This is a genomic window from Elusimicrobiota bacterium (assembly GCA_040757695.1).
Lineage (GTDB): Bacteria > Elusimicrobiota > UBA8919 > UBA8919 > UBA8919 > JBFLWK01.
This window is the reverse complement of sequence record JBFLWK010000019.1, coordinates 1-19,777: the sequence shown is the minus strand read 5'-3', so window position 1 is coordinate 19,777 and position 19,777 is coordinate 1. Positions and strand designations below refer to the sequence as shown.

Genomic DNA, 19,777 nt, shown 5'->3' with positions numbered 1-19,777 from the left:
AGGTTTTTCTCCTTAAAATCTGACCGTCGCCAGAATTACTGCAAAAATTGAACAAATCAGGCAACTACGCCAGAAAAATTTTATCGCCTGGTCTATTCTTACTCTCGGGTTTGTGTTCCTTATCAGAATTATTAAAACCAGAACTGCAACAGCGCCTAAAATTTTGCCGCCAAAAAACAACACTGCTGAAAAAACTGGTATCACAAACAGCAGCATTATCCGATTTAATTTATGTAATGCAAGTGGCACACCGGAATACTCTATAAAAACACCACCAGCGATTTCCGTCTCGGCTTCCGCGACATCAAACGGCACAAGCCCTAATTTCGCTTGAATTGTTAAAAGAAATATAATAAATGCAATAATGCCTGAAAATGAATTAAAAACTATGCCTGATATTTGCTGATATGATACAATCTCGCCAAGTTTTATTGTTTGTAATTTTATTACAGGTACTAAAACTGAAAACACAAATGGTAATTCATATGATAGGAATAGTTTCATCTCTCTTGATGCAGCAAGTGCAGCAATCGGATTAGCAGAAGAAGAAGCGCCTAAAATCACAGCGATTGGTGTAATTGCCAACAGATAAATTACAACTATTAAATCGCCGACAAAAAGTGATTGCGGATTCAAAAGCGCTTTCCATAGAATAAATGATGCAAGTGTCGTGGATGCGATTGCGACAAGCGGTGTTAACAGGAAAACTGTTGAATTCGCCGACGATGGCACAATAGTTTCTTTACCAAGAAGTTTTACGAAATCATAAAGCGGCTGAAAGAAAGGCGGCCCCTTCCGCCATTGAACCCGTGCAGTAACCTTGCGGTCAATCCAAGAAAAAACCATTCCAACAGCAGCTGTGAATAAAAATCCCGGAAAAATAATAAATTCAAAAAGTAATTTCATTAGAGTTTAGAGTTCAGAGTTTAGAGTTTAGAGTTTAGAGTTTTTGAGTTTTCTCTAAACTAAATTCTCTACACTCTAAACTGTTATTTGTGCCACTTCAACGAATATACCAAAAGTTTATCTGAAATTTTGTAAATGCTTTTTGTTTCGTCTGCTTCTATATCAACCCAACTCAAAATCCCCGTTTTGTCTGTCTCAACACACTTTGGCGGTTTACCGTTGCATCTATCAATACAATAATCGCATTGTGCGGTCTTATACGACAAAATTTCCGGATAAATTGTGCCAAATGGACATGCAACCGAACAACTTTTACATGATGTGCATCTGAAATTATGTCTTTCTAAAATACCATCTTTATTCTTTTCAAGCGCTTCATTTGGACAGGCAAGGATGCAATCAGCTCTTTTGCATTGACGGCAAATAACAAATTGTGCCGCTTTTGACAGTAGTTTTTCAACCCCGTTGTTTTTAGGGGCATCATTGGCAGTTAGTTGATGATAAAAATAACTGCACTCTGCTAAAAAGTTTTTGGTTTTATAATATTTTTCTAAATCAATAAGAATTTTTTTAGACATTGTTATCTTGCTGCCTTTTTACGTTTCAGGTAATCAATTATTACTATGGAACCAAATAAAACCACAAAAAATCCCATAACAAAAATTAGAGTATTCTCAAAACTCATCTTTCCTCCTTTATTTCCGACGATACAATTAATCCAATAATAAACAAAATTGTAGATAATATAAAAAGAATTATAAATCCTCGGACCGAAACTCCTTTTTCTAACGCCTGTCCAATAATAGCAATGGTTAGCACATAAACGATAATTTTCTCACATATATTTACAATAAACTCTCTTTGTCTTTTGTTCATATTTTAATCCCAGATTTCTTCAAAGTCCTTTATTTTATCGTAAGTAAAAACAGGACCGTCTTTGCAAACAAAATAAGGTCCTAACTGACAATGCCCGCATTTCCCTAAACCGCAGGACATATTCTTTTCCATAGAAAGATAAATCTGTTCAGGTACAAAACCGTATTCTAAAAGTCTTTTCGTGCCAAACTTCATCATAACAGGTGGACCACATACAACCGAAACAACATTTTTTAGGTCAACTTTTACTTTATCCAAAAGACAGGTCACAACACCAATCGTTCCTTTCCATACACCTGTTGGACACTTATCTACGCTTTGCAATATTTCCAGTTTTTTTATTTTTTTCCATTTTTCAAATTCCAATTTGTAAATTATATCTTCTGGACTTTTGGCACCGTAACATAAAATAATTTTTCTGAATTTATCAATTTGATTAATTAAAGTTAACAAAAATGAGCGAAGCGGCGCCATACCAACACCACCACCTAATATCAATACTTCTTTATTGAACATTTGATCTATAGGATAGCCCTTGCCATATGGACCGCGGATACCGACAATATCACCTTTTTTTAATTGATGTATTTTTTCGGTGACATAGCCGACTTGCATTATTGTAACATCTATTGTCTCTGTTTCAAAAGGCGATGACGAAGGTGTAAACGGCGCTTCACCGATACCGTCAACTGCTAATTCTATGAACTGTCCTGTTGCAAACGAAATCCTTTCCGATGGTTTTAATGTAAATGTTTTTATATTCGGGCTTTCATCGCTGACTTTTATTATTTCTGATTTAATAGGTTGATAAATATTTTTCATAATCGCTGATAACATCGCAGATGACCGCTGATAAATCTGCGGTCATCTGCGTTTTCTATCCGCGGTCATCTGCGTACTTCATCTGCGGAAATCTGCGTTATTACTTCTCTTATATCTATTTCTGCAGGACAAACCTCAATACATCTACCACACCCGCTACAGGCATAGAAACCGAAATTTGTATACCGGTAATCAAACTTGCAAGAATACAAGTTTTTATACCGTTTTTCTTTTGTCGGCTTAGGATTAGCACCACCTGCTACACGCGCATAGCCCTTAAACTGACAGGCATCCCATAACCGATATTTCTCAAAATCCGGAAGCTCACCAAGCAAAAAACAATAACAACTTGAACAGACAAATCTGCAGCCACCACATTCAACGCATTCTTTAGAAACCTCATTCCAGAATTCTGGGTTGACTGAATTAACCGCCTTGTTAAGTCGCTTTGTAAAATTTATATTCTTCTTTATATTTATTCTTATAACCTGTTCGTTAACGCTTCTTCTGTTTCTTTCGGATTCAATTATGTAGTTTTGAACTATATCCTGGAAAAGATGTTCATTTTTTTTAACGAGTTCTTTACCCTTTTCGCTTAAAATTTCAACAACAAACCCGTTTCCAACAGGCCGAAGATTTATATCAAAACCTGATGTCGCATATGGCTGACCGTCAATAACAGAACAGAAACAACATTCCTTCGCAGATGTGCAATCAGCAGAAATTATTATTGTGTTTTTTCTCGCTTCTTCATAAACAGTGTCTCTGTATTCACCACCCAGAAATATACTGTCAAACAACCGAAGATGAACCAGTTCGCATGCTTTTATGCCAATTATAATTTTTGGTTTTTTTTCAGCAGCAGGAATTATTTTTTCGACTGGTGGAAAGAAAAATGTTTTAATCGGTACCTGGGCACGATATTTACCAATAACTGTCTCATTTAAGTTTTTAGAAGATAGTTTTGAATAATTATAGTTATTCTCGTCGGCTACAAAAAGCGAAAAAATATCATATTTTTCTATCTGATTTAACAAAAAGTTCTGCCAGTTTTGGTTGTTGATATATTTAGTTTCCATAAACTTCGTTAAGTATATCAAATTGACAAAAATTTGTCAAGTGGAAAAAGATTTTTTTTTATTTTTTCTTTTGAAGATAGAGACTTAACAGGTTTTTTAATAGCATTGATGTTGTAACTGCACCAACACCACCTGGAACAGGTGTGATATATGCTGCAACATTCACCGCCTCAGCAAAAATAACATCGCCTACTGTTTTCATTTTTGGCTTACCTGTTTTTTCGTCAATTACTGGCTCGCCTTTTTCATCTCCCCCCTTTTTTACAGGAACACGATTTATTCCGACATCTATCACAATTGCACCTTCTTTTATCATATCACCTTTGATAAGTCCTGCCTTTCCGACAGCAACTATCAAAATCTCCGCTCGTTTTGTATGGCTTGCTAAATCTTTTGTTGCTATATGACAAACTGTTGGTGTCGCAGATTCTAAAAGTGAAGACAAAAGCATAAGTGTAACTGGTTTACCAACAATTTCGCTATGCCCGACAATTACTGTCTCTTTGCCTTTGAGTTCTACATCGGTTGATTTTATACATTCCATAACCGCAAGTGCAGTACAGGGCGCAACAATTGGTTTCACATCAGCATATAAAAGTTTGCCAAGATTGACTGGTGAAACACCTTCAACATCTTTTTCAGGCAAGAGTGCCATCTGAATCCGTCTTGAATTGATATGTGTGGGTAGCGGCATCTGTAAAATTATCCCGGTAACTTTCTCATCTCGGTTTATTTTTTCTATCTCAGCAATCAAATTGTCTTCTGTTATACTATTGTCAAACTGGACAAGATTGTATATTATACCTGCTTCTTCACAAGATGACTTTTGATTTTTTATATAAACCTGACTTGCAGGATTATCGCCAACTTGTATCGCGACAAGCATCGGTTTTTCTTTCAATCTTTCTATTTCTGCTTTTACTTCTGCTTTTATTCCTTCGGCAATTTTGTTGCCATCAATAATTTTCGCAGTCATTGTTTCTCGCCTGTTTTTTTGATTATTGTTTCTATATTCTCAACCGCAACTTTTAACATTTTTTCGTATTTTGTTTTTGTCTCTTTTACGAATTTAGCATCAGTAATAAATTTCAGATTTATGTCTATATTGAACTTTGACGATTCAATCCCTGCACGGAGTATTGAAACCCCACAGGCAACATCGCTTATCAGATTCCTGTTGCCGATTTCAGAAAGCCTTTCTGCCAAGGGAATTGCTTCAACTGAAATCTCAAAAATTTTACAAGGAACCGCCAGCGCATTTCTTAACGCATCCTGTATTTTGTCAGTTGTTTTGGTTTTATACGCTTCTGAAAGATTTGTGTATGCTTTTACATCTTCATCAATTAAGGTTGACAATTGACACTTAAAAGTTGACAGTTCCACCACGATTTTTTTTAACTCATCCTGATACTGCTCATACCCCTTTTTGCCGATACTAAAATTGGCTACCATCAAAAGACAGGAAACACCTGTTGCGGAAACTAATGCAGCCGCACTTCCACCGCCCGGTGCTGGCAGTTTCGCAGATAAATCGTCAAGATATTTTTTTATAGAATTGTTGATATATTTTTCTTGCATCTTATCATACCCATTTTATATCGTTGTTTTTTATCTCCTTTTTTTCTTTTTTTTCTTTTTCAAGTTCTTTAATTAAAATTTCTAATTTGGCTTTAATAATATCCCAAGCCCATTTTGTTGTATCCTCTGTATCTTTTGCTTTTTTTTGGATATATCCAAGACAACTGCTGATATTGTCCAATTGCCGACTGATTTTACCAAGAACAATCAGAATTATAATAAAACTTATCGCACCAATAATAATTTGAAAATTATCAATAGTGAACATTCTAGGAAAGCCCGGCAAGTTCTATGATTTTTGGAACTTTGTCGTCCCAGCCGAGTGGCATTATGTGAACACCCTGACAGTATGGCTTGAGTTCTTTGATAAGTTTTGCTGCAATTTCTATCCCTGTCTGACCTGATTTCGTTTTTTCTTTATCTTTTTTAAGTTCTTCTATAAGATTATCAGGCACATAAACACCTGCAACATTTTCGTTCATATATCTCGCCATACCAACACTTTTCAAAACTACAATACCAGCCATTACAGGAACACCAAACTGTTTTGCTTTTTCCATAAACTTTACAAATTTGTCTGTTTCATAAACCGCCTGGGTTTGAAAAAATTGTGCACCTGCTTTAACTTTTTTCTCCATCTTTATGAGTTGTGGCTCAACAGGGTCAGAACACGGCGAAACAACCGCACCAATTGAAAATTTGGGTGGTTCACTTTCAAGTTTGTTCCCAGCGAGGTCTTGACCTTCTTCAAGTTTCTTCACAGCATAAATCAGTGAAACAGAATCTAAATCAAAAACCGGTTTTGCTTGCGGATGGTCGCCAAGTTTCGTGTGGTCACCTGTTAGTAAAAGCAGATTTTCAATACCAAATGCGGCAGCGCTTAAAATATCCGACTGCAACGCAATTCTGTTTCTGTCACGACAGACAACCTGATAAACAGGCTCAATTCCTCTGTCTTTTAGGAAATGACAGGTCGCAAGCGAACCGAATCTCATAACTGAGGATTGATTATCAGTAACATTTATCGCATCTACCTTGCCTTTAAGGTGTTCTGCTTCCTGTAAACACTTTTCAATCTGCCAACCTTTTGGCGGTCCAATTTCAGAAGTAACAACAAACTTTTTAGAAAATAATTCTGTCAGTCTCATTTTCTTAGTTGCTCATTTAGCTAAATGAGCAAGTGTCCTCCTCTCTACTGTACCTTTTTTTACTCTTTTTCAATATCGTAAAAACCAGTGTTTCTTAGTTCAGCAGATGGAAACATTTTTGAATAGTCACGAAGTTTTACAAGTTTCTGAAAATTTTCAAGTCTGTTCAGTTTTTTAAGTCGGTTATAGATTTTTTCCCAGCCACAATCCAGTTCTTTGTCAATCTCACATTTACTATTTTTTGTACCACCACAGGGCCCGTTTAATAACGATTTTGAGCAGTTTATAACTGGACAAATTCCACCTGTTAAATCCAGAACGCAATCCCCGCATTCAGCACATTTTTCTATTGATGGCCAGAGCCCTTGAAATCCACCAAGATAAATCGTATTGTTTGCTGGATGAACATATTTATCTATTACCGAGGCAATTGCTTGAACCCCAATTCCACAGGTCAAAGCAAGAATTGAATCTGCACTATCAATTTTTTTCTTATGTCTTAGAATTTTTAGAGAATCCAAAAGTTTGTTGCACATAAAATCAACAACTGTGCATCCTGCAACTTTTATACCTGATGCTTCCAATTTCTGTTTTAACTCAACACATGCTTTTTCGCCACCGGTTTCACAAACCTCGGCACAACCGTTACAACCAACAACAAAAACGCTTTTTTCGCCTTCAAGCATTTTTAGAATTTCGTCAATTGGCTTTTGCTGTGAGACAATCATGATTTATCTCCGACATAACCATTTTTATAACTTCCGGTATTTTATTTTTAACTTCTTCGGAAAGTTCCAATTTGGGCAGAATCTCTTTGGGTTCAATCCCAATAAAAATAATTTCTTTTGGAAGTTGTCCAACTTTTCCAGCAATTTTTAACGCATCAATTATATTTATATCGTGCAAAGATAATTTTTCAATTTCCAAATTTCCAAATTTGGAAATTTGGAAATTCTGAAATTTATAAATTTCTCCAGAAATACCACCGTTTTTTATAGCATCAATAATTATTAGTTTGTCAACATTTTTAAGCGATAAAATTACATCAAATGATGCAGTTCCACCGTCAATTAACTCAACGGTAGAAGGTAGACGGTAGAAAGTAGAAGGGTTTTGTAATTCTTTTATAACATGGACACCAACACCTTCATCACCCATCAAAATATTTCCAAAACCAACAACAGCAATTTTATGTAGCTTTGAATTCTCCAATTGCATTACCTCGCAAATCAACAAGATGAACTGCACAGGCAAGACACGGGTCAAACGAACGCACTATTCGGACAATTTCAAACGGATTATTTTCATCATTAATTTTTGTACCGATAATTGCTTGCTCAATCGGACCGGGTTGGTCTTTATCGTCTTTTGGCGAAGCATTCCAAGTTGTTGGTACCACACATTGATAATTTTCAATTCGCCCCTCTTTAATTTTTATCCAATGTCCCAACGCACCTCTAGGTGCCTCTGTTAGCCCCATTCCTTCAGATTCTTCTGGAATATTATAATCAGTATAAACCGGTTCGGCAGGTTTTAATTGTAAAATCCAGTTAGCCATATTATCAGCAACATATTTTGTTTCCAGCGCTCTTGCGGCATGCCGACCAAGCACGGAAAATAACACATCGGGCTTTGCTTTAAATTCTGTAAGAACCGAATCAACAAGTTTTTTTACGGTTTCGTCCCAGGAAACATAGTTCACGAGCATTCTTGCCAATGGACCGACTTCATAAACCATATCAGCGTATCTTGGTGATTTAATCCAGGAATAGCCATCTTTTTTTCCATATTTCGGGATTGTCTCTTCTTGTGCCGGCTGTTTATGCGATTGCGAATCATCATACCATGAATGTTTTACATCCTCGGTGATTTTTAATGAATCTACAATATCACATCTCAAATCTGCAGATACCCTGCCCGATTTAATAAGCCGATTTCTTTTAAGTAAATCCTTTTCTTTACCGTCTAAATCAAAAACACCATATACAAGATAATTTTTACAGCCGGCACCAATCCTGAAATAATCGGAATATTTTTTTGCAACCGCAATAATATCGGGAATATAAACATTGTCTATAAACTCTCTGATTTCATTCAGTCGCCATAAAAAATTTGTAATTTTATCTGTTGTTGGTTTTTCCGTCACCCCACCTGCAATGATTCCGACATTATGCGGCATTTTACCACCAAAAATTGCAAGCATTTCATGTGCTTTTCGTCTTATTTCAAGTGCTTTCAAATAGTGTTGTGTAAGTTCAGCGTTTTCCTTTTCAGAAAAACGATAATCACCTTCATATCTTGGAATAAAGGGGGGGATATCTGGTGATTTAACAAAGTCAAGTGCGGCGAGATGATAAAAATGCAAAATATGTGACTGTAAAAAATTTGAACCGAGTATTAAATTTCTTATTATACGACCGTTATCTGTTATTTTATCGTCAATACCAAAGGCAGAATCAAGCGCTAAAGAAGAAGCAGTGGCGTGACAGATTGGGCAGACACCGCAGATTCTTTGTGTAATTTGTGAAGCATCGCGGGGGTCCCTGTTTTTTAAGATTATTTCAAATCCTCTAAAAAGAGTTCCTGATGAATTCGCATCTTTTACAATACCATTATCAATAATTGCTTCAATTTTCAGATGTCCTTCTATTCTGGTTACCGGGTCAATCACTATTTTTGACATATTTTGTTTCGCTCCGCTCACCGAGGTTGAAACCTCGGCTACATTAGTGTGTGAATTTACTCCATTAACAACAGGTTAAAACCTGTCATTCCGCAAATTCATTTGTTATTCCATTTTGTTTTTTTATACATCGCTTCTAAATCAGGGAATTCCGGCTCTACACAGCCGATACAAGGTGAACCGTTTTGGATACACCAATTGACCCCGGAATTCCAACTCCTTATCGGACAGTCAGCGTTTGTATAGGGTCCCTTGCACCCAAGTTCGTAAAGACATCCCTCATCTGAAAATTTTTTGGCAAATTTACCTTTATCAAAATAAGGTCTTCGTTCGCAATTTTCATGAATAAGTTTTCCATAGAAAAGTCTGGGTCTTGAAAGTTCATCTAATTCAGGTATGCCAAACAGCAATATGTTTGCAACAGTTCCAACAAACCAATCCGGATGAGGTGGACAGCCGGGAATATTTATCACGGGTTTTTTTATGTTTTTAAAATCCAGAAATTTTTCAACACTTTTTACTTTTGTCGGATTAGGATTCCCTTTGGGAATACCACCAAACGCCGAACAACTCCCGAGCGATACTATTGCAGATGCATCTTCTGCCAATTCCTCAACAACACTTTCCATTGATTTTTCGCCGATATCACCAAAACCATTTTCAGGAATTGCACCTTCAACTATCAAAATATAATCTTTCGCTTTTTGGGTTTCAAGCAGGATATCCATAACAATTTTTCCCGAGCCGGTCATTATCGTCGGCATAAATTTCAAGTTTATATGTTTACCTGGAACCAGTTCATCCAGCAAAACATTTTTTATTGTCGGACTTAACGAATTCAGGACAGAAATCGCACACCCGCTACACGCAGCGCCCTGAAACCATACAACAGGAAATTCTTTCGGCATTTAACCCTCAAATAGGAATTCCAGTTTTTCAGAATTTCAGAATTTCAGAAAAGTGAAATTTAATATTTATATCTCTTTCGTTGCTTTTTCAAAAGGCTAATAATGTTTCTATTGAACCGTAGGGGTCTCTTAGGATTTAATGAATAATATACTTTACCATTTTTTATTTGATGCTGCACCATCAAATTAGTTTCTAACATCTTTAAGTGTCGGCAAGTTGATGAAACTGGTATATTTGTTATTTGAGCAATTTTGGCTAATCCTATTTTTTTGTGTCTTAACAATTGTTCTATTATTTTTATTCTCCTTTCGTTAGATACTGCCTTTAAAACTCTTAATAAAATTTGTGACATATACATCACCTCTCTTTTTCACAATTTCAGAATTCTGAAATTGTGAAATACTAAAATAAGCCGATGACTTTACCATCTTTGTCTATATCAACTCTGGTACCTGCGGGGACTGATGGCAGTCCTGGCATTGTTCTCATCTCGCCGCAAAGCGGATACAGGAAGCCGGCGCCGACTGATGCGCGAATATCACGAATCGGCAATATAAAATCCTTCGGCTTACCTTTCCAACTTGGCTCGTGTGAAAGTGACAGATGCGTCTTCGCCATATTTATCGGTAATTTATCCCAGCCTAAATCGGTATAGAGTTTAATTTTTTCTTCTGCAGGTTGAAGATATTGTATATCTTTTGCACCGTAAATTTTTGTTGCAATTGTTTCTATTTTTTTCTTGATAGGCCAGTTCAGTTCATATAGGAACCTGAATTGTCGTCCGCCTTCTTTTTTCTCGCATGCTTTTACAACTGCTTTTGCAAGTTCCTTACCACCTTCGCCACCTTTTTCCCAAACATCTGAAACAACAGCATCTTCAGCACCAAATTCAACTGCTTTTTTTCTGACAAGTTCTATTTCTCTATCGGTATCTGTTGTGAATCTGTTGATTGCAACCACTACTGGCACACCATGCAATTTTGCATTTTCAATCTGTTTTTCTAAATTACACAAACCCTGTTCTACCAATTCTAAATTTTCTTTTGCAAGTTCATCCGGTAGCGATTTACCGGCAACAACATTTATTTTACCTGAATGCATTTTTAACGCTCTGATTGAGCAAACCATCACAACACAATTCGGTATAAGCCCGGAATATCTGCATTTGATATTCATAAATTTTTCCATTCCGCAATCCGCACCGAATCCGCTTTCTGTAACCACATAATCAGTCAGTTTTAATGCAATTTTATCCGCAATGATTGATGAATTCCCGTGTGCGATATTTGCGAAAGGTCCTGCGTGAACAAAACACGGTGTGCCTTCTGTCGTCTGCAACAAATTAGGCTTGATTGCATCTTTCAAGAGTACCGCCATCGCACCAGCAACTTTTATATCTTCTGCGGTTACAGGTCTGTTATCATATGTGAATGCAACCACTATTTTTCTTAATCGTTCTCTTAAATCCCGCAGTGAACTTGTTAATGCCAGAATCGCCATCACTTCTGAAGCAACCGAGATATCAAAACCGGTATAGAGTGGTGCACCGTCGTCACCGGGACCAAGCCCTGTAATTATATTTCTTAAAAACCGTTCCGAGACATCAACAACATACCGCCATAAGATTTTTTTGGGGTCTATATTTATTTGTCGTCGGTAAAGTGCATTATTCAGAAATGCCATACACAAATTGTGAGCGATTGATACCGCATGGACATCGCCGGTAAGATGCAGATTGAAGTCCTCCATTGGTAAAACCTGCGAATATCCGCCTCCTGCTGCGCCACCTTTAATACCAAAAACAGGGCCTAATGATGGCTGTCTGATAGTAGTAATAACCTTTTTATCAATTTTATTAAGCCCGAGTGAAAGCCCGATTGTTGTTACTGTTTTTCCTTCACCTAATGGTGTTGGTGTGATTGCGGTTACATCAATATATTTGCCTTGTGGTTTATCTTTGAGCCGCTCAAGAATTTCCAGTTTTATTTTCGCCTTGTAGTCGCCATGTAGTTCAAGTTCGTTTTTTCTTACTCCGATTTTTTCTGCAATCTCCATAATTGGTTCCAGTTTGATTGATTGTGCAATCTCAATATCTGACGGCACATTTTTAGCCATAGTTTTTTACCTCCACTGATATTATACAAAAAAATTGGGTTATGTCAATCTCTATATTGCGAACGGACGCGAATAGCGGTAAAAATCAGAAGCAGTATTTATATTTATCAAAAACTGCGTTTCATCTTCGGTCAGTTTTAGACGGTCATAATCCATTTTTTCAATTATTTTGGTAATTGATAATTTTTCTGTTTCTATCGCTTTTTCAAGACCTGTTATAATTTTTTTGTTATACACGGCAAAAAGCGGTTCCAACCCTTTTTCAGAGCATGGCATAACAGCAATTGTATTTTTTTTATACGCTAATTTCAGAATTTGTTCTATCAGATTTTTATTTATAAACGGCATATCACTGGCAACAAAAAAAGCATAATCGGTATTTATCGTTTTTAGTCCTGTGTAAATACCGCCTACAGGACCACAATTTTTTACAATATCACTGACAACTGTTATATCATGGAATTCGGCAAAATCTGCATAGTTATTGGTGACAATTATTATTTCACGAAAAATATTCTTTAGAATATCCAGTGTTGAATCAATAATTCTTTTGCCGTTTATTTTAAGAAACGCTTTATTAAAGCCAGAGAACCGTCCGTTTTTTCCGCCTGCTAAAACAACCGCAGAAATGTTTTTATTCATTTATTAGTTTCTCAATCCTGACGGGGCAGATCTTCAACTCCGGTATTTTTGAGAGCGGGTCGGTTGCAGTATGATTAAACAATGTATTCGTCGGTATTTCAGCAAAATGGAAACTCATAGATACAACGCCTTCAGGCAGATTTTCAGAAATCTTCGCTTTAACTTGGAGTTCATCCCGCCGGCTAACAATTTTAATATACTCACCATCTTTAATATCAAGTTTTTCAGCATCTAACGGATTTATCTCAAGCAGTTCTTCCGGTTTGATTTTATTTAGCCCGTTAACTTTTCGGGTAAGTGTTCCAGTATGATAATGATAAAGAAGCCGTTCAGTTGTAAGTATAAACGGGTATTTATCATCAGTAATTTCTATTGACGGCTTATATGTTACGAGCATTAACTTACCTTTCCCGTGTGTAAATTTATCTTTATGCAGTATATCAGTTCCGGGATGATTTTCGTCAGGACAGGGCCACTTCAATGAATTTTGTTTTAACCGCTTATATGAAATACCGCCGTAAATCGGAACAATACTTGCAATTTCATCCATTATCTCAGACGGATTCTCAAAATCAAATCCTGATTTCATTTCTTTTGCAAGTTCGCAGACAATTTGCCAGTCGGGTTTTGATTCGCCCAGCGGCTCTATTGCTTTATTTAAGAGTTGGACTCGTCGTTCGGTATTTGTATATGTTCCTTCTTTCTCAGCGAAACTGCATGCAGGCAAAACAACATCTGCGTATCTTGCTGTCTCAGTCAGAAACATATCCTGAACTACCAAAAAGTCTAGTTCAGTTAATGAACATTCTGTATGTTTTGAACAGGGCTCGCTCAATACCGGATTTTCGCCGATAATATACATCGCTTTAATTTCCCGTTTATGTGCTTTCTCAAACATTTCTGTTAAAGTTAAACCGGGTTGAGAATTTAATTCTGTCTCATAAAATTTTTCAAACTTTTCTCTTGCAGTGTTATCATTTACTTTTTGATAGCCTGGAAAAACATTCGGCAACGCACCCATATCACACGCACCTTGAACATTGTTCTGGCCACGTAACGGATTTATTCCAGTTGATGGTTTTCCTATGTTGCCGGTTAAAAGCGCCAGATTAGAAATACAAAATACATTATCGGTACCGTGCGAATGCTGTGTTATGCCCATACCGTACAAAATGGATGCGGGCTTCTGGGTTGCATAAATCCTTGCTGTCTCTATTATCAAATCCTTTTTAATACCGGTAACTTTTTCTACTTCGTCTAAACATATACTTTTTATATGTTTGATATATTCTTCATAATTTTCGCATCTTTCATGGATAAATTTTTTATCCTGCAGATTCTCGTCAATTATAACTTTTGCAATACCGTTGAGTAATACAACATCGGTTCCGGGTTTATGATGTAACGAAAGATACGCAAACTGGCATAATTCAATTTTTTTTGGATTGATAACTATCAGTTTGGCACCGTTATCAACTGCTTTTTTTATTTTTAAGCCAATCACAGGATGAGTAGATGTAGAATTAGAACCAATTGACAGAATAGTTTTAGCATCCGCAATCTCAGAAATTGAATTGGTCATCGCACCTGAGCCGAGTGTTTGCGCTAAACCTACAACAGTCGGTGCATGACAGAGTCGGGCACAGTGGTCAATGTTATTGGTTTTCAATACCGTTCGTGTAAATTTCTGTATTATATAATTTTCTTCGTTTGTACATTTTGCTGACGACATAACTGCGATTTTATCACCTTTATATTCTGGAATTTTTTCAGCAACCAAATTCAGTGCTTCCTGCCATGAAATTTGCTTAAAACTTTCATCAGGTTGTTTCGCAAGTGGTTTTGTAAGCCGTTCTTTATGATGCACGAACTCTTTTATACCGAATCGCCCTTTCACACATAACTGCCCTTTGTTTACCGGACCGTTTAAGTCAGGTGTGACTCTGATAATTTTCTCATTTTTTATTTCCAGTTTTATTGAACATCCGACACCGCAGTAGGGACAGATTGTTGTCACAGTTCTGTCCGGATTTAATGTTTCGTAAAAATCCTTTTCTAAAAGTGCGCCCGTCGGGCAAATATCCACACATGCACCACAGAATTCGCAATCCGAATCCTGAAGTCTTTTGGCAAATGCCGTACCCGGCACTGTTTTAATCCCGCGTGATATGAAATCTACTGCATTGTTTTTTCTTACTTCTTCGCAGATACGAACACATCTTCCACAAAGAATACACAAATTATAATCGCGGTTGAAAAACGGCTCGTCTATAAAAACGGTTAATTTTTTTTCTTTTTCTTCTATATAAGGCAAAGACAAAGATTCAACTCCCAGATAAGCGGCGACTGTTTGTAATTCACATCTTAAATTTTTCAGACAGGTTGTACAGGATTTATCATGCTCGGTCAGAATCAGTTCAAAAACCTGACGGCGTAAATTTTGGAGTTGTTCAGTATTTGTTCTGATAACCATACCATCTTCAATATATGTGGTGCATGCTGTTGGCAGTCCTTTTATACCGTCAATCTCCACGATACACAGTCGGCAACCACCGTAAGGTGCAAGGTCGGGATGAAAGCAAACAGATGGTATATAAATCCCGTTTTGTCTCGTTGTTTCTAACACAGTTAGCCCTTTAGAAGTTTCTATCTTTTTACCATCAATAATTACTTTTATTTGTGGCATAGAACTTTTTGATATTCAGAATAAAAATGTTTTAATGTTGATATTACCGGATTCGGTGCGGACTGACCTAACCCGCACAAAGCAGTTAGTTTAATTGTTTTTGCAAGTTCTTGCAGTTTATTTATATCATCGGTTGTGCCTTTACCATCTGTAATCTTTTTCAAGATATTGAATAAATGCACCGTGCCAATTCTACAAGGGCTACATTTTCCACAGGATTCGTTCATATTGAATTTTGCAAAATATTTACATAGTTCAACCATAGATTGTGTTTCATCTATAACAATAATACCGCCTGAACCCATCGCAGCATCAATTTCGGAAAGTGAATCAAAGTCCACTGATATATCAATATATTTTTTAGGCACACAGCCACCGGTAGGTCCACCGACGGAAACAGCTTTCAATTTTTTATTTTTCGGTAAGCCACCACAAATATCAAAAATTAGCCGTCTCAAGCGGATACCTAATGGTAATTCTACTACACCTGGTCTATTTACCTCGCCTGAAACTGAAAATAATTTTGTCCCACTACTGTTTACATTCCCACATTGTCTGAACCATTCTGTATGATATAATATAATCTGTGGCACATTAGCATATGTTTCAACATTATTCACAACTGTTGGCATATTGAATACACCTTTTTCAACTGGATATGGCGGTCTTGAACGCGGAATACTTTTTTTACCTGAAAGCAATTCCAGAAGTGCTGTTTCTTCGCCGGAAACATAACCGCCTTCGGCAGATGTGACAAAAATCTGGAAATTAAATTGGGAGCCCAAAATATTTCTACCAAGCAGTCCATATTTTGTTGCCTCTTCTATTGCTTTTTTGACTCTATCTATCGCAATTGTGTAATTATGATTGATATAGATATAGCCAGTTTCAGCACCAACCGCATAACCTGCGATAAGCATACCTTCAATAACAGAATGCGGGTCGCTTTCCAACAGAAGCCGGTCCTTAAAAGTGCCAGGTTCACCTTCTTCAGCATTACAAATCACGAATTTGTGCGAATTACAACACGAATTTCTACGAATACTTTTTAATTCGTGTTTATTCGTATTTTCTAATTCGTATGTATTCGCGTTTCGGCATAATTCCCATTTTCTACCCGTCGGGAAACCAATACCACCACGACCGCGAAGCCCGGATTTTTTTATTTCGTTGATAATTCCTTCCGGCGACATTTTCAATGCTAAATCTATCCCGCTGTATCCATCGTTCGCAATGTAATGATAGATATTTTCCGGGCTAATAAGTCCACATCTTTTCAGAATTCTTCTGGTTTGATATTTCAGTAATTTTTTTACATCAACAATAAGTTTCTGTGGAATTTTATTATGCAAAATATAATTAACAATCCTAGGAACTTCTTTAACTGTGAGATTACCAAAGTATACAGGTGTTTGGGCAGGTTTAATTATCTCAACTAATGGTTCTAAATAGCAAAGCCCGATGCAACCGACCTGGATTATTTCAAAATCAACTTTTTTCTTTTTACACAGTGCGGACAATACTGCTTCTACTTCTTCTGCTTGGGCAGATTTCCCGCAGGTTCCAAGCCCTACGAATATCAGAATCTTTGACGGGTTTACAATTTTTTCCCACTCTTTGTAAGCAATTTGTTTCAATTCTGTGAAATCCATTTTCTAAAAACTTGCTACAGAAAAAATTTTGGTTTGTGATATTTTCAACAATTTTGAAATTTTAAATCTATCAGCCAAGTGTCCATACATCTGTATGTGATATGTTTATACGATAATACGGAATATGTTTTTACATATCAACTTATCAACTTATCACCGTATCACTCATACTTTCTATATTATTTTTTTCGGTATGCCTCAAGATATGAATCGCAATAAAGTTGTTTGCCAAGTAAAAGTTCCGCTGTTATCATTGCATCCATCAGTTCTTTATCAAGCGGATTTAATATCGCAGCATCAAGTCCTGCTGCTAATGCCATTACGAGAAATGTTCTATCAACCAGCGGACGGTCAAGTGTTCCCTGCGAAACATTTGACAAACCAAGAATTGTCTTGGGTGGCGGGTCACAGATAAGTTTGCACTGTCTGATTGTCTCCAAAACAGCGCGGGAATGGTCTTGCGCAACATTTACAGGTAGTATTACCGCATCAATATAAAGATTTTCAGGTTCTATCCCATGTTCTATTGCTGCGGCAACAATATTCGCTGCTATTTCCAGTCGTGATTCGGCATTTGCTGGGACACCGGATTTCGTCATTGTTAATGCGATTATTTTTGTATTATATTTTTTGGCAAGTGGCAGAAGTAAATCCAATTTTTCTTTTTGACCGGAAGTTGAATTTAGAAACGAGCCCGCACCGGCGATTGAAAGCCCTTTTTCCATAACATCTAATTTTGTTGTGTCAATAGCGAGCGGTTTATCAGTAGTTTCCCGAATTGTTGTAATAAGCCATTCCATATCTTTTAGTGGTTCCGCGGATGCAGGACCAACATTTACATCAAGCGCATCCGCACCAGCTAGAAGTTGCTGTCTTGCCAGTTCCTGAATTATTGTTTTATTTTTTGTCTGGATTGCTTCCCGTACATTTTTAAACATCCCGTTAATCTTTTCACCGATAATGAACATAAAAACCTCCTAATATAACGACAAACGACAAACTCCAAACTCCAAACATCCTTCGCTTGACTCTTTATAGGAACATTTTAACCTTTTACCTTTCACCTGCTTTTAACCTTTTATTATTTCCATTGTTTCTTTTGCGATTAAAATTTTTTCGTTTCTCGGTAAAACGAATACTTTGACTTTTGAGTCGCTATCATTTATTTCATTTTCTACACCGATTGCTTTTTCATTTTTTTTTGAATCAATTTTTATTCCGAATTTATCAAGTTCTGCAAGTATTCTTTCTCTAATAAGCGGCGAGTTTTCACCAATACCACCGGTAAACGATATTGCTTCAACTTCACCATCTAATACAAACCAGTATGAGCCGAGATATTTTCTTGCTCTATAGACAAACACATCTATTGCAAGTTTCGCATTTTCGTTGCCTTTCTGGGCTGATTCAACCACTTTTTTCATCTCAGTACTTATTCCTGAAAGCCCAAAGGTGCCACTTTCTTTATTCAGACACATTTCAAGTTCGCTCAATGTCCAGCCACTTCTCAAAAGATACAGAATAACGCCAGAACTGACATCACCAGGACGATCAGTCATAACAAGCCCTTCAAGCGGTGTAAATCCCATAGAAGTATCTACAGATTTCCCATCTCTGATTGCGCATGCAGAACAGCCGGCACCAAGATGGAACGAAATTAAAGTAGCCGATTTTTTCTTTAAGAGTTGTGCGGTTCGTTCAGCAATATATTTATGCGAAATACCATGAAACCCGTATTGTCTGATTTTATATTCCTGATATAACCGTTCAGGCAGTGCATATCGGAATGCAACTTCAGGTATTGTCTGATGAAATGAAGTATCAAATACTGCAACATTTTTTTTACCTGATAGAAGTGTTTCTGCTACTTCTATTCCTTTAAGATTATACGGGTTATGAAGTGGTGCAAGTTCAAAGTCTTTGTAAATCTCTTTTTTTACATTCTCATCAACAATCACAGAACTTCTGAATGTCCATCCACCGTGAACAACCCTGTGCCCAATAGCATCAATTTCATCTTTGGATTTAAGGCAACCGTACTTAGAATTTGTAACTGTGGCTATAATAAGTTCAAGCCCTTTCTGATGGTCAAGCACCTGCTGAACAATTCTTTCGGTTTTATTGCCAACAGTATGTGTAAGTATTGTATCATCAAACCCGATATGGTTCAAGATACCTTTACACAATTCTTTTTCCTGCGGCATTTCAAAAACCTCATACTCAATAGAATAGATTCTGCAATTCAACACAAGGATTTTCATACTCGCCTCCGTCTGACGATTTCACTTTTCTGAAATTGTGAAATCCTAATATCTGGTCAGCCCCATTCATATGTAAATGTCAAGGAAACAGTTCAGTTTTTGTAGTCGATGATTTTTAATCACCATTTAGTCGTGCTCCAATTTGTCGGAGCACGCTTACAACTTACAAATTTCAGCAAAACTTACCTATTACCCGGAGAGGGTGGGATTTGAACCCACGAGAGCCTAAAAGACTCTACAGGTTTTCGAGACCTGCGCCTTCAGCCGCTCGGCCACCTCTCCATATACTTTTTAACCTGAAAAATGCGTGAAAACGCTGTTTTTTGACTCATAGTATTATTGATTTACCGACGACTAATATGTATAATAATCGGGAAAAAATAAGTCCTGCACAACCTTCACTAATAGTGAAACTTCTGC

General features: G+C 36.9%; 20 protein-coding genes and 1 tRNA gene. All 21 read right to left on the bottom strand.

The window, feature by feature from the left end; translation table 11 throughout:
- Positions 1-12: 12 nt before the first annotated feature.
- The 21 genes from AB1349_05280 to AB1349_05180 all read right to left on the bottom strand — a co-directional run bounded on the left by AB1349_05280 (position 13) and on the right by AB1349_05180 (position 19,639).
- Positions 13-906 carry a complex I subunit 1 family protein gene (locus AB1349_05280; protein MEW6556751.1) on the bottom strand — a complete coding sequence of 298 codons (894 nt, stop codon included), beginning with the start codon at positions 904-906 and terminating at the stop codon, positions 13-15.
- Between the two features lie 83 nt (positions 907-989).
- Positions 990-1,484, bottom strand: coding sequence for a 4Fe-4S dicluster domain-containing protein (locus AB1349_05275; GenBank protein MEW6556750.1), 495 nt, complete (start codon positions 1,482-1,484; stop codon positions 990-992).
- 103 nt (positions 1,485-1,587) lie between these two features.
- Complete coding sequence (locus tag AB1349_05270) at positions 1,588-1,782, bottom strand: hypothetical protein (protein ID MEW6556749.1); 195 nt, start codon at positions 1,780-1,782, stop codon at positions 1,588-1,590.
- Positions 1,783-1,785: 3 nt separating this feature from the next.
- On the bottom strand, positions 1,786-2,604 hold the full coding sequence (locus AB1349_05265; GenBank protein MEW6556748.1) for an FAD/NAD(P)-binding protein: 819 nt from the start codon (positions 2,602-2,604) through the stop codon (positions 1,786-1,788).
- Between the two features lie 65 nt (positions 2,605-2,669).
- Positions 2,670-3,683, bottom strand: a complete 1,014-nt coding sequence (locus AB1349_05260; GenBank protein MEW6556747.1) for a 4Fe-4S dicluster domain-containing protein — start codon at positions 3,681-3,683, stop codon at positions 2,670-2,672.
- Positions 3,684-3,741: 58 nt separating this feature from the next.
- The gene (locus AB1349_05255; protein ID MEW6556746.1) at positions 3,742-4,659 is read right to left on the bottom strand and encodes a bifunctional 5,10-methylenetetrahydrofolate dehydrogenase/5,10-methenyltetrahydrofolate cyclohydrolase; all 918 of its coding nucleotides are present in this window, start codon (positions 4,657-4,659) and stop codon (positions 3,742-3,744) included.
- Positions 4,656-5,261: a cyclodeaminase/cyclohydrolase family protein gene (locus AB1349_05250; GenBank protein ID MEW6556745.1), complete on the bottom strand. Its 606-nt coding sequence runs from the start codon at positions 5,259-5,261 to the stop codon at positions 4,656-4,658. The genes AB1349_05255 and AB1349_05250 overlap by 4 nt, the downstream gene beginning before the upstream one ends.
- Positions 5,262-5,265: 4 nt before the next feature.
- Entirely contained in the window at positions 5,266-5,529 is a 264-nt protein-coding gene (locus AB1349_05245; GenBank protein ID MEW6556744.1) for a hypothetical protein, read from the bottom strand.
- 1 nt (position 5,530) lies between these two features.
- The gene (locus AB1349_05240) at positions 5,531-6,409 is read right to left on the bottom strand and encodes a methylenetetrahydrofolate reductase (GenBank protein ID MEW6556743.1); all 879 of its coding nucleotides are present in this window, start codon (positions 6,407-6,409) and stop codon (positions 5,531-5,533) included.
- Positions 6,410-6,468: 59 nt separating this feature from the next.
- Complete coding sequence (locus tag AB1349_05235; protein ID MEW6556742.1) at positions 6,469-7,137, bottom strand: methylenetetrahydrofolate reductase C-terminal domain-containing protein; 669 nt, start codon at positions 7,135-7,137, stop codon at positions 6,469-6,471.
- Complete coding sequence (locus AB1349_05230) at positions 7,109-7,621, bottom strand: HyaD/HybD family hydrogenase maturation endopeptidase (protein ID MEW6556741.1); 513 nt, start codon at positions 7,619-7,621, stop codon at positions 7,109-7,111. The genes AB1349_05235 and AB1349_05230 overlap by 29 nt, the downstream gene beginning before the upstream one ends.
- On the bottom strand, positions 7,599-9,092 hold the full coding sequence (locus AB1349_05225; GenBank protein MEW6556740.1) for a nickel-dependent hydrogenase large subunit: 1,494 nt from the start codon (positions 9,090-9,092) through the stop codon (positions 7,599-7,601). The genes AB1349_05230 and AB1349_05225 overlap by 23 nt, the downstream gene beginning before the upstream one ends.
- Before the next feature lie 98 nt (positions 9,093-9,190).
- Positions 9,191-10,000 carry a hydrogenase small subunit gene (locus AB1349_05220; protein ID MEW6556739.1) on the bottom strand — a complete coding sequence of 270 codons (810 nt, stop codon included), beginning with the start codon at positions 9,998-10,000 and terminating at the stop codon, positions 9,191-9,193.
- A 59-nt stretch (positions 10,001-10,059) separates the two neighbouring features.
- Positions 10,060-10,359 (bottom strand): winged helix-turn-helix domain-containing protein, encoded by a 300-nt coding sequence (locus AB1349_05215; protein MEW6556738.1) that lies wholly within the window; start codon positions 10,357-10,359, stop codon positions 10,060-10,062.
- A 44-nt stretch (positions 10,360-10,403) separates the two neighbouring features.
- Positions 10,404-12,116, bottom strand: coding sequence for a formate--tetrahydrofolate ligase (locus AB1349_05210; protein MEW6556737.1), 1,713 nt, complete (start codon positions 12,114-12,116; stop codon positions 10,404-10,406).
- A 51-nt stretch (positions 12,117-12,167) separates the two neighbouring features.
- Positions 12,168-12,758, bottom strand: a complete 591-nt coding sequence (locus tag AB1349_05205) for a molybdenum cofactor guanylyltransferase (GenBank protein ID MEW6556736.1) — start codon at positions 12,756-12,758, stop codon at positions 12,168-12,170.
- Entirely contained in the window at positions 12,751-15,444 is a 2,694-nt protein-coding gene (gene fdhF, locus AB1349_05200) for a formate dehydrogenase subunit alpha (GenBank protein ID MEW6556735.1), read from the bottom strand. The genes AB1349_05205 and fdhF overlap by 8 nt, the downstream gene beginning before the upstream one ends.
- On the bottom strand, positions 15,432-17,096 hold the full coding sequence (locus AB1349_05195) for an NADH-ubiquinone oxidoreductase-F iron-sulfur binding region domain-containing protein (protein MEW6556734.1): 1,665 nt from the start codon (positions 17,094-17,096) through the stop codon (positions 15,432-15,434). Before AB1349_05195 ends, fdhF begins: the two co-directional genes overlap by 13 nt.
- Before the next feature lie 179 nt (positions 17,097-17,275).
- Positions 17,276-18,064, bottom strand: a complete 789-nt coding sequence (locus AB1349_05190) for a dihydropteroate synthase (GenBank protein MEW6556733.1) — start codon at positions 18,062-18,064, stop codon at positions 17,276-17,278.
- 102 nt (positions 18,065-18,166) lie between these two features.
- Positions 18,167-19,357 (bottom strand): acetate kinase, encoded by a 1,191-nt coding sequence (locus tag AB1349_05185; GenBank protein MEW6556732.1) that lies wholly within the window; start codon positions 19,355-19,357, stop codon positions 18,167-18,169.
- A gap of 194 nt (positions 19,358-19,551) precedes the next feature.
- Positions 19,552-19,639 (bottom strand) — tRNA-Ser (locus AB1349_05180).
- Positions 19,640-19,777 lie beyond the last annotated feature (138 nt).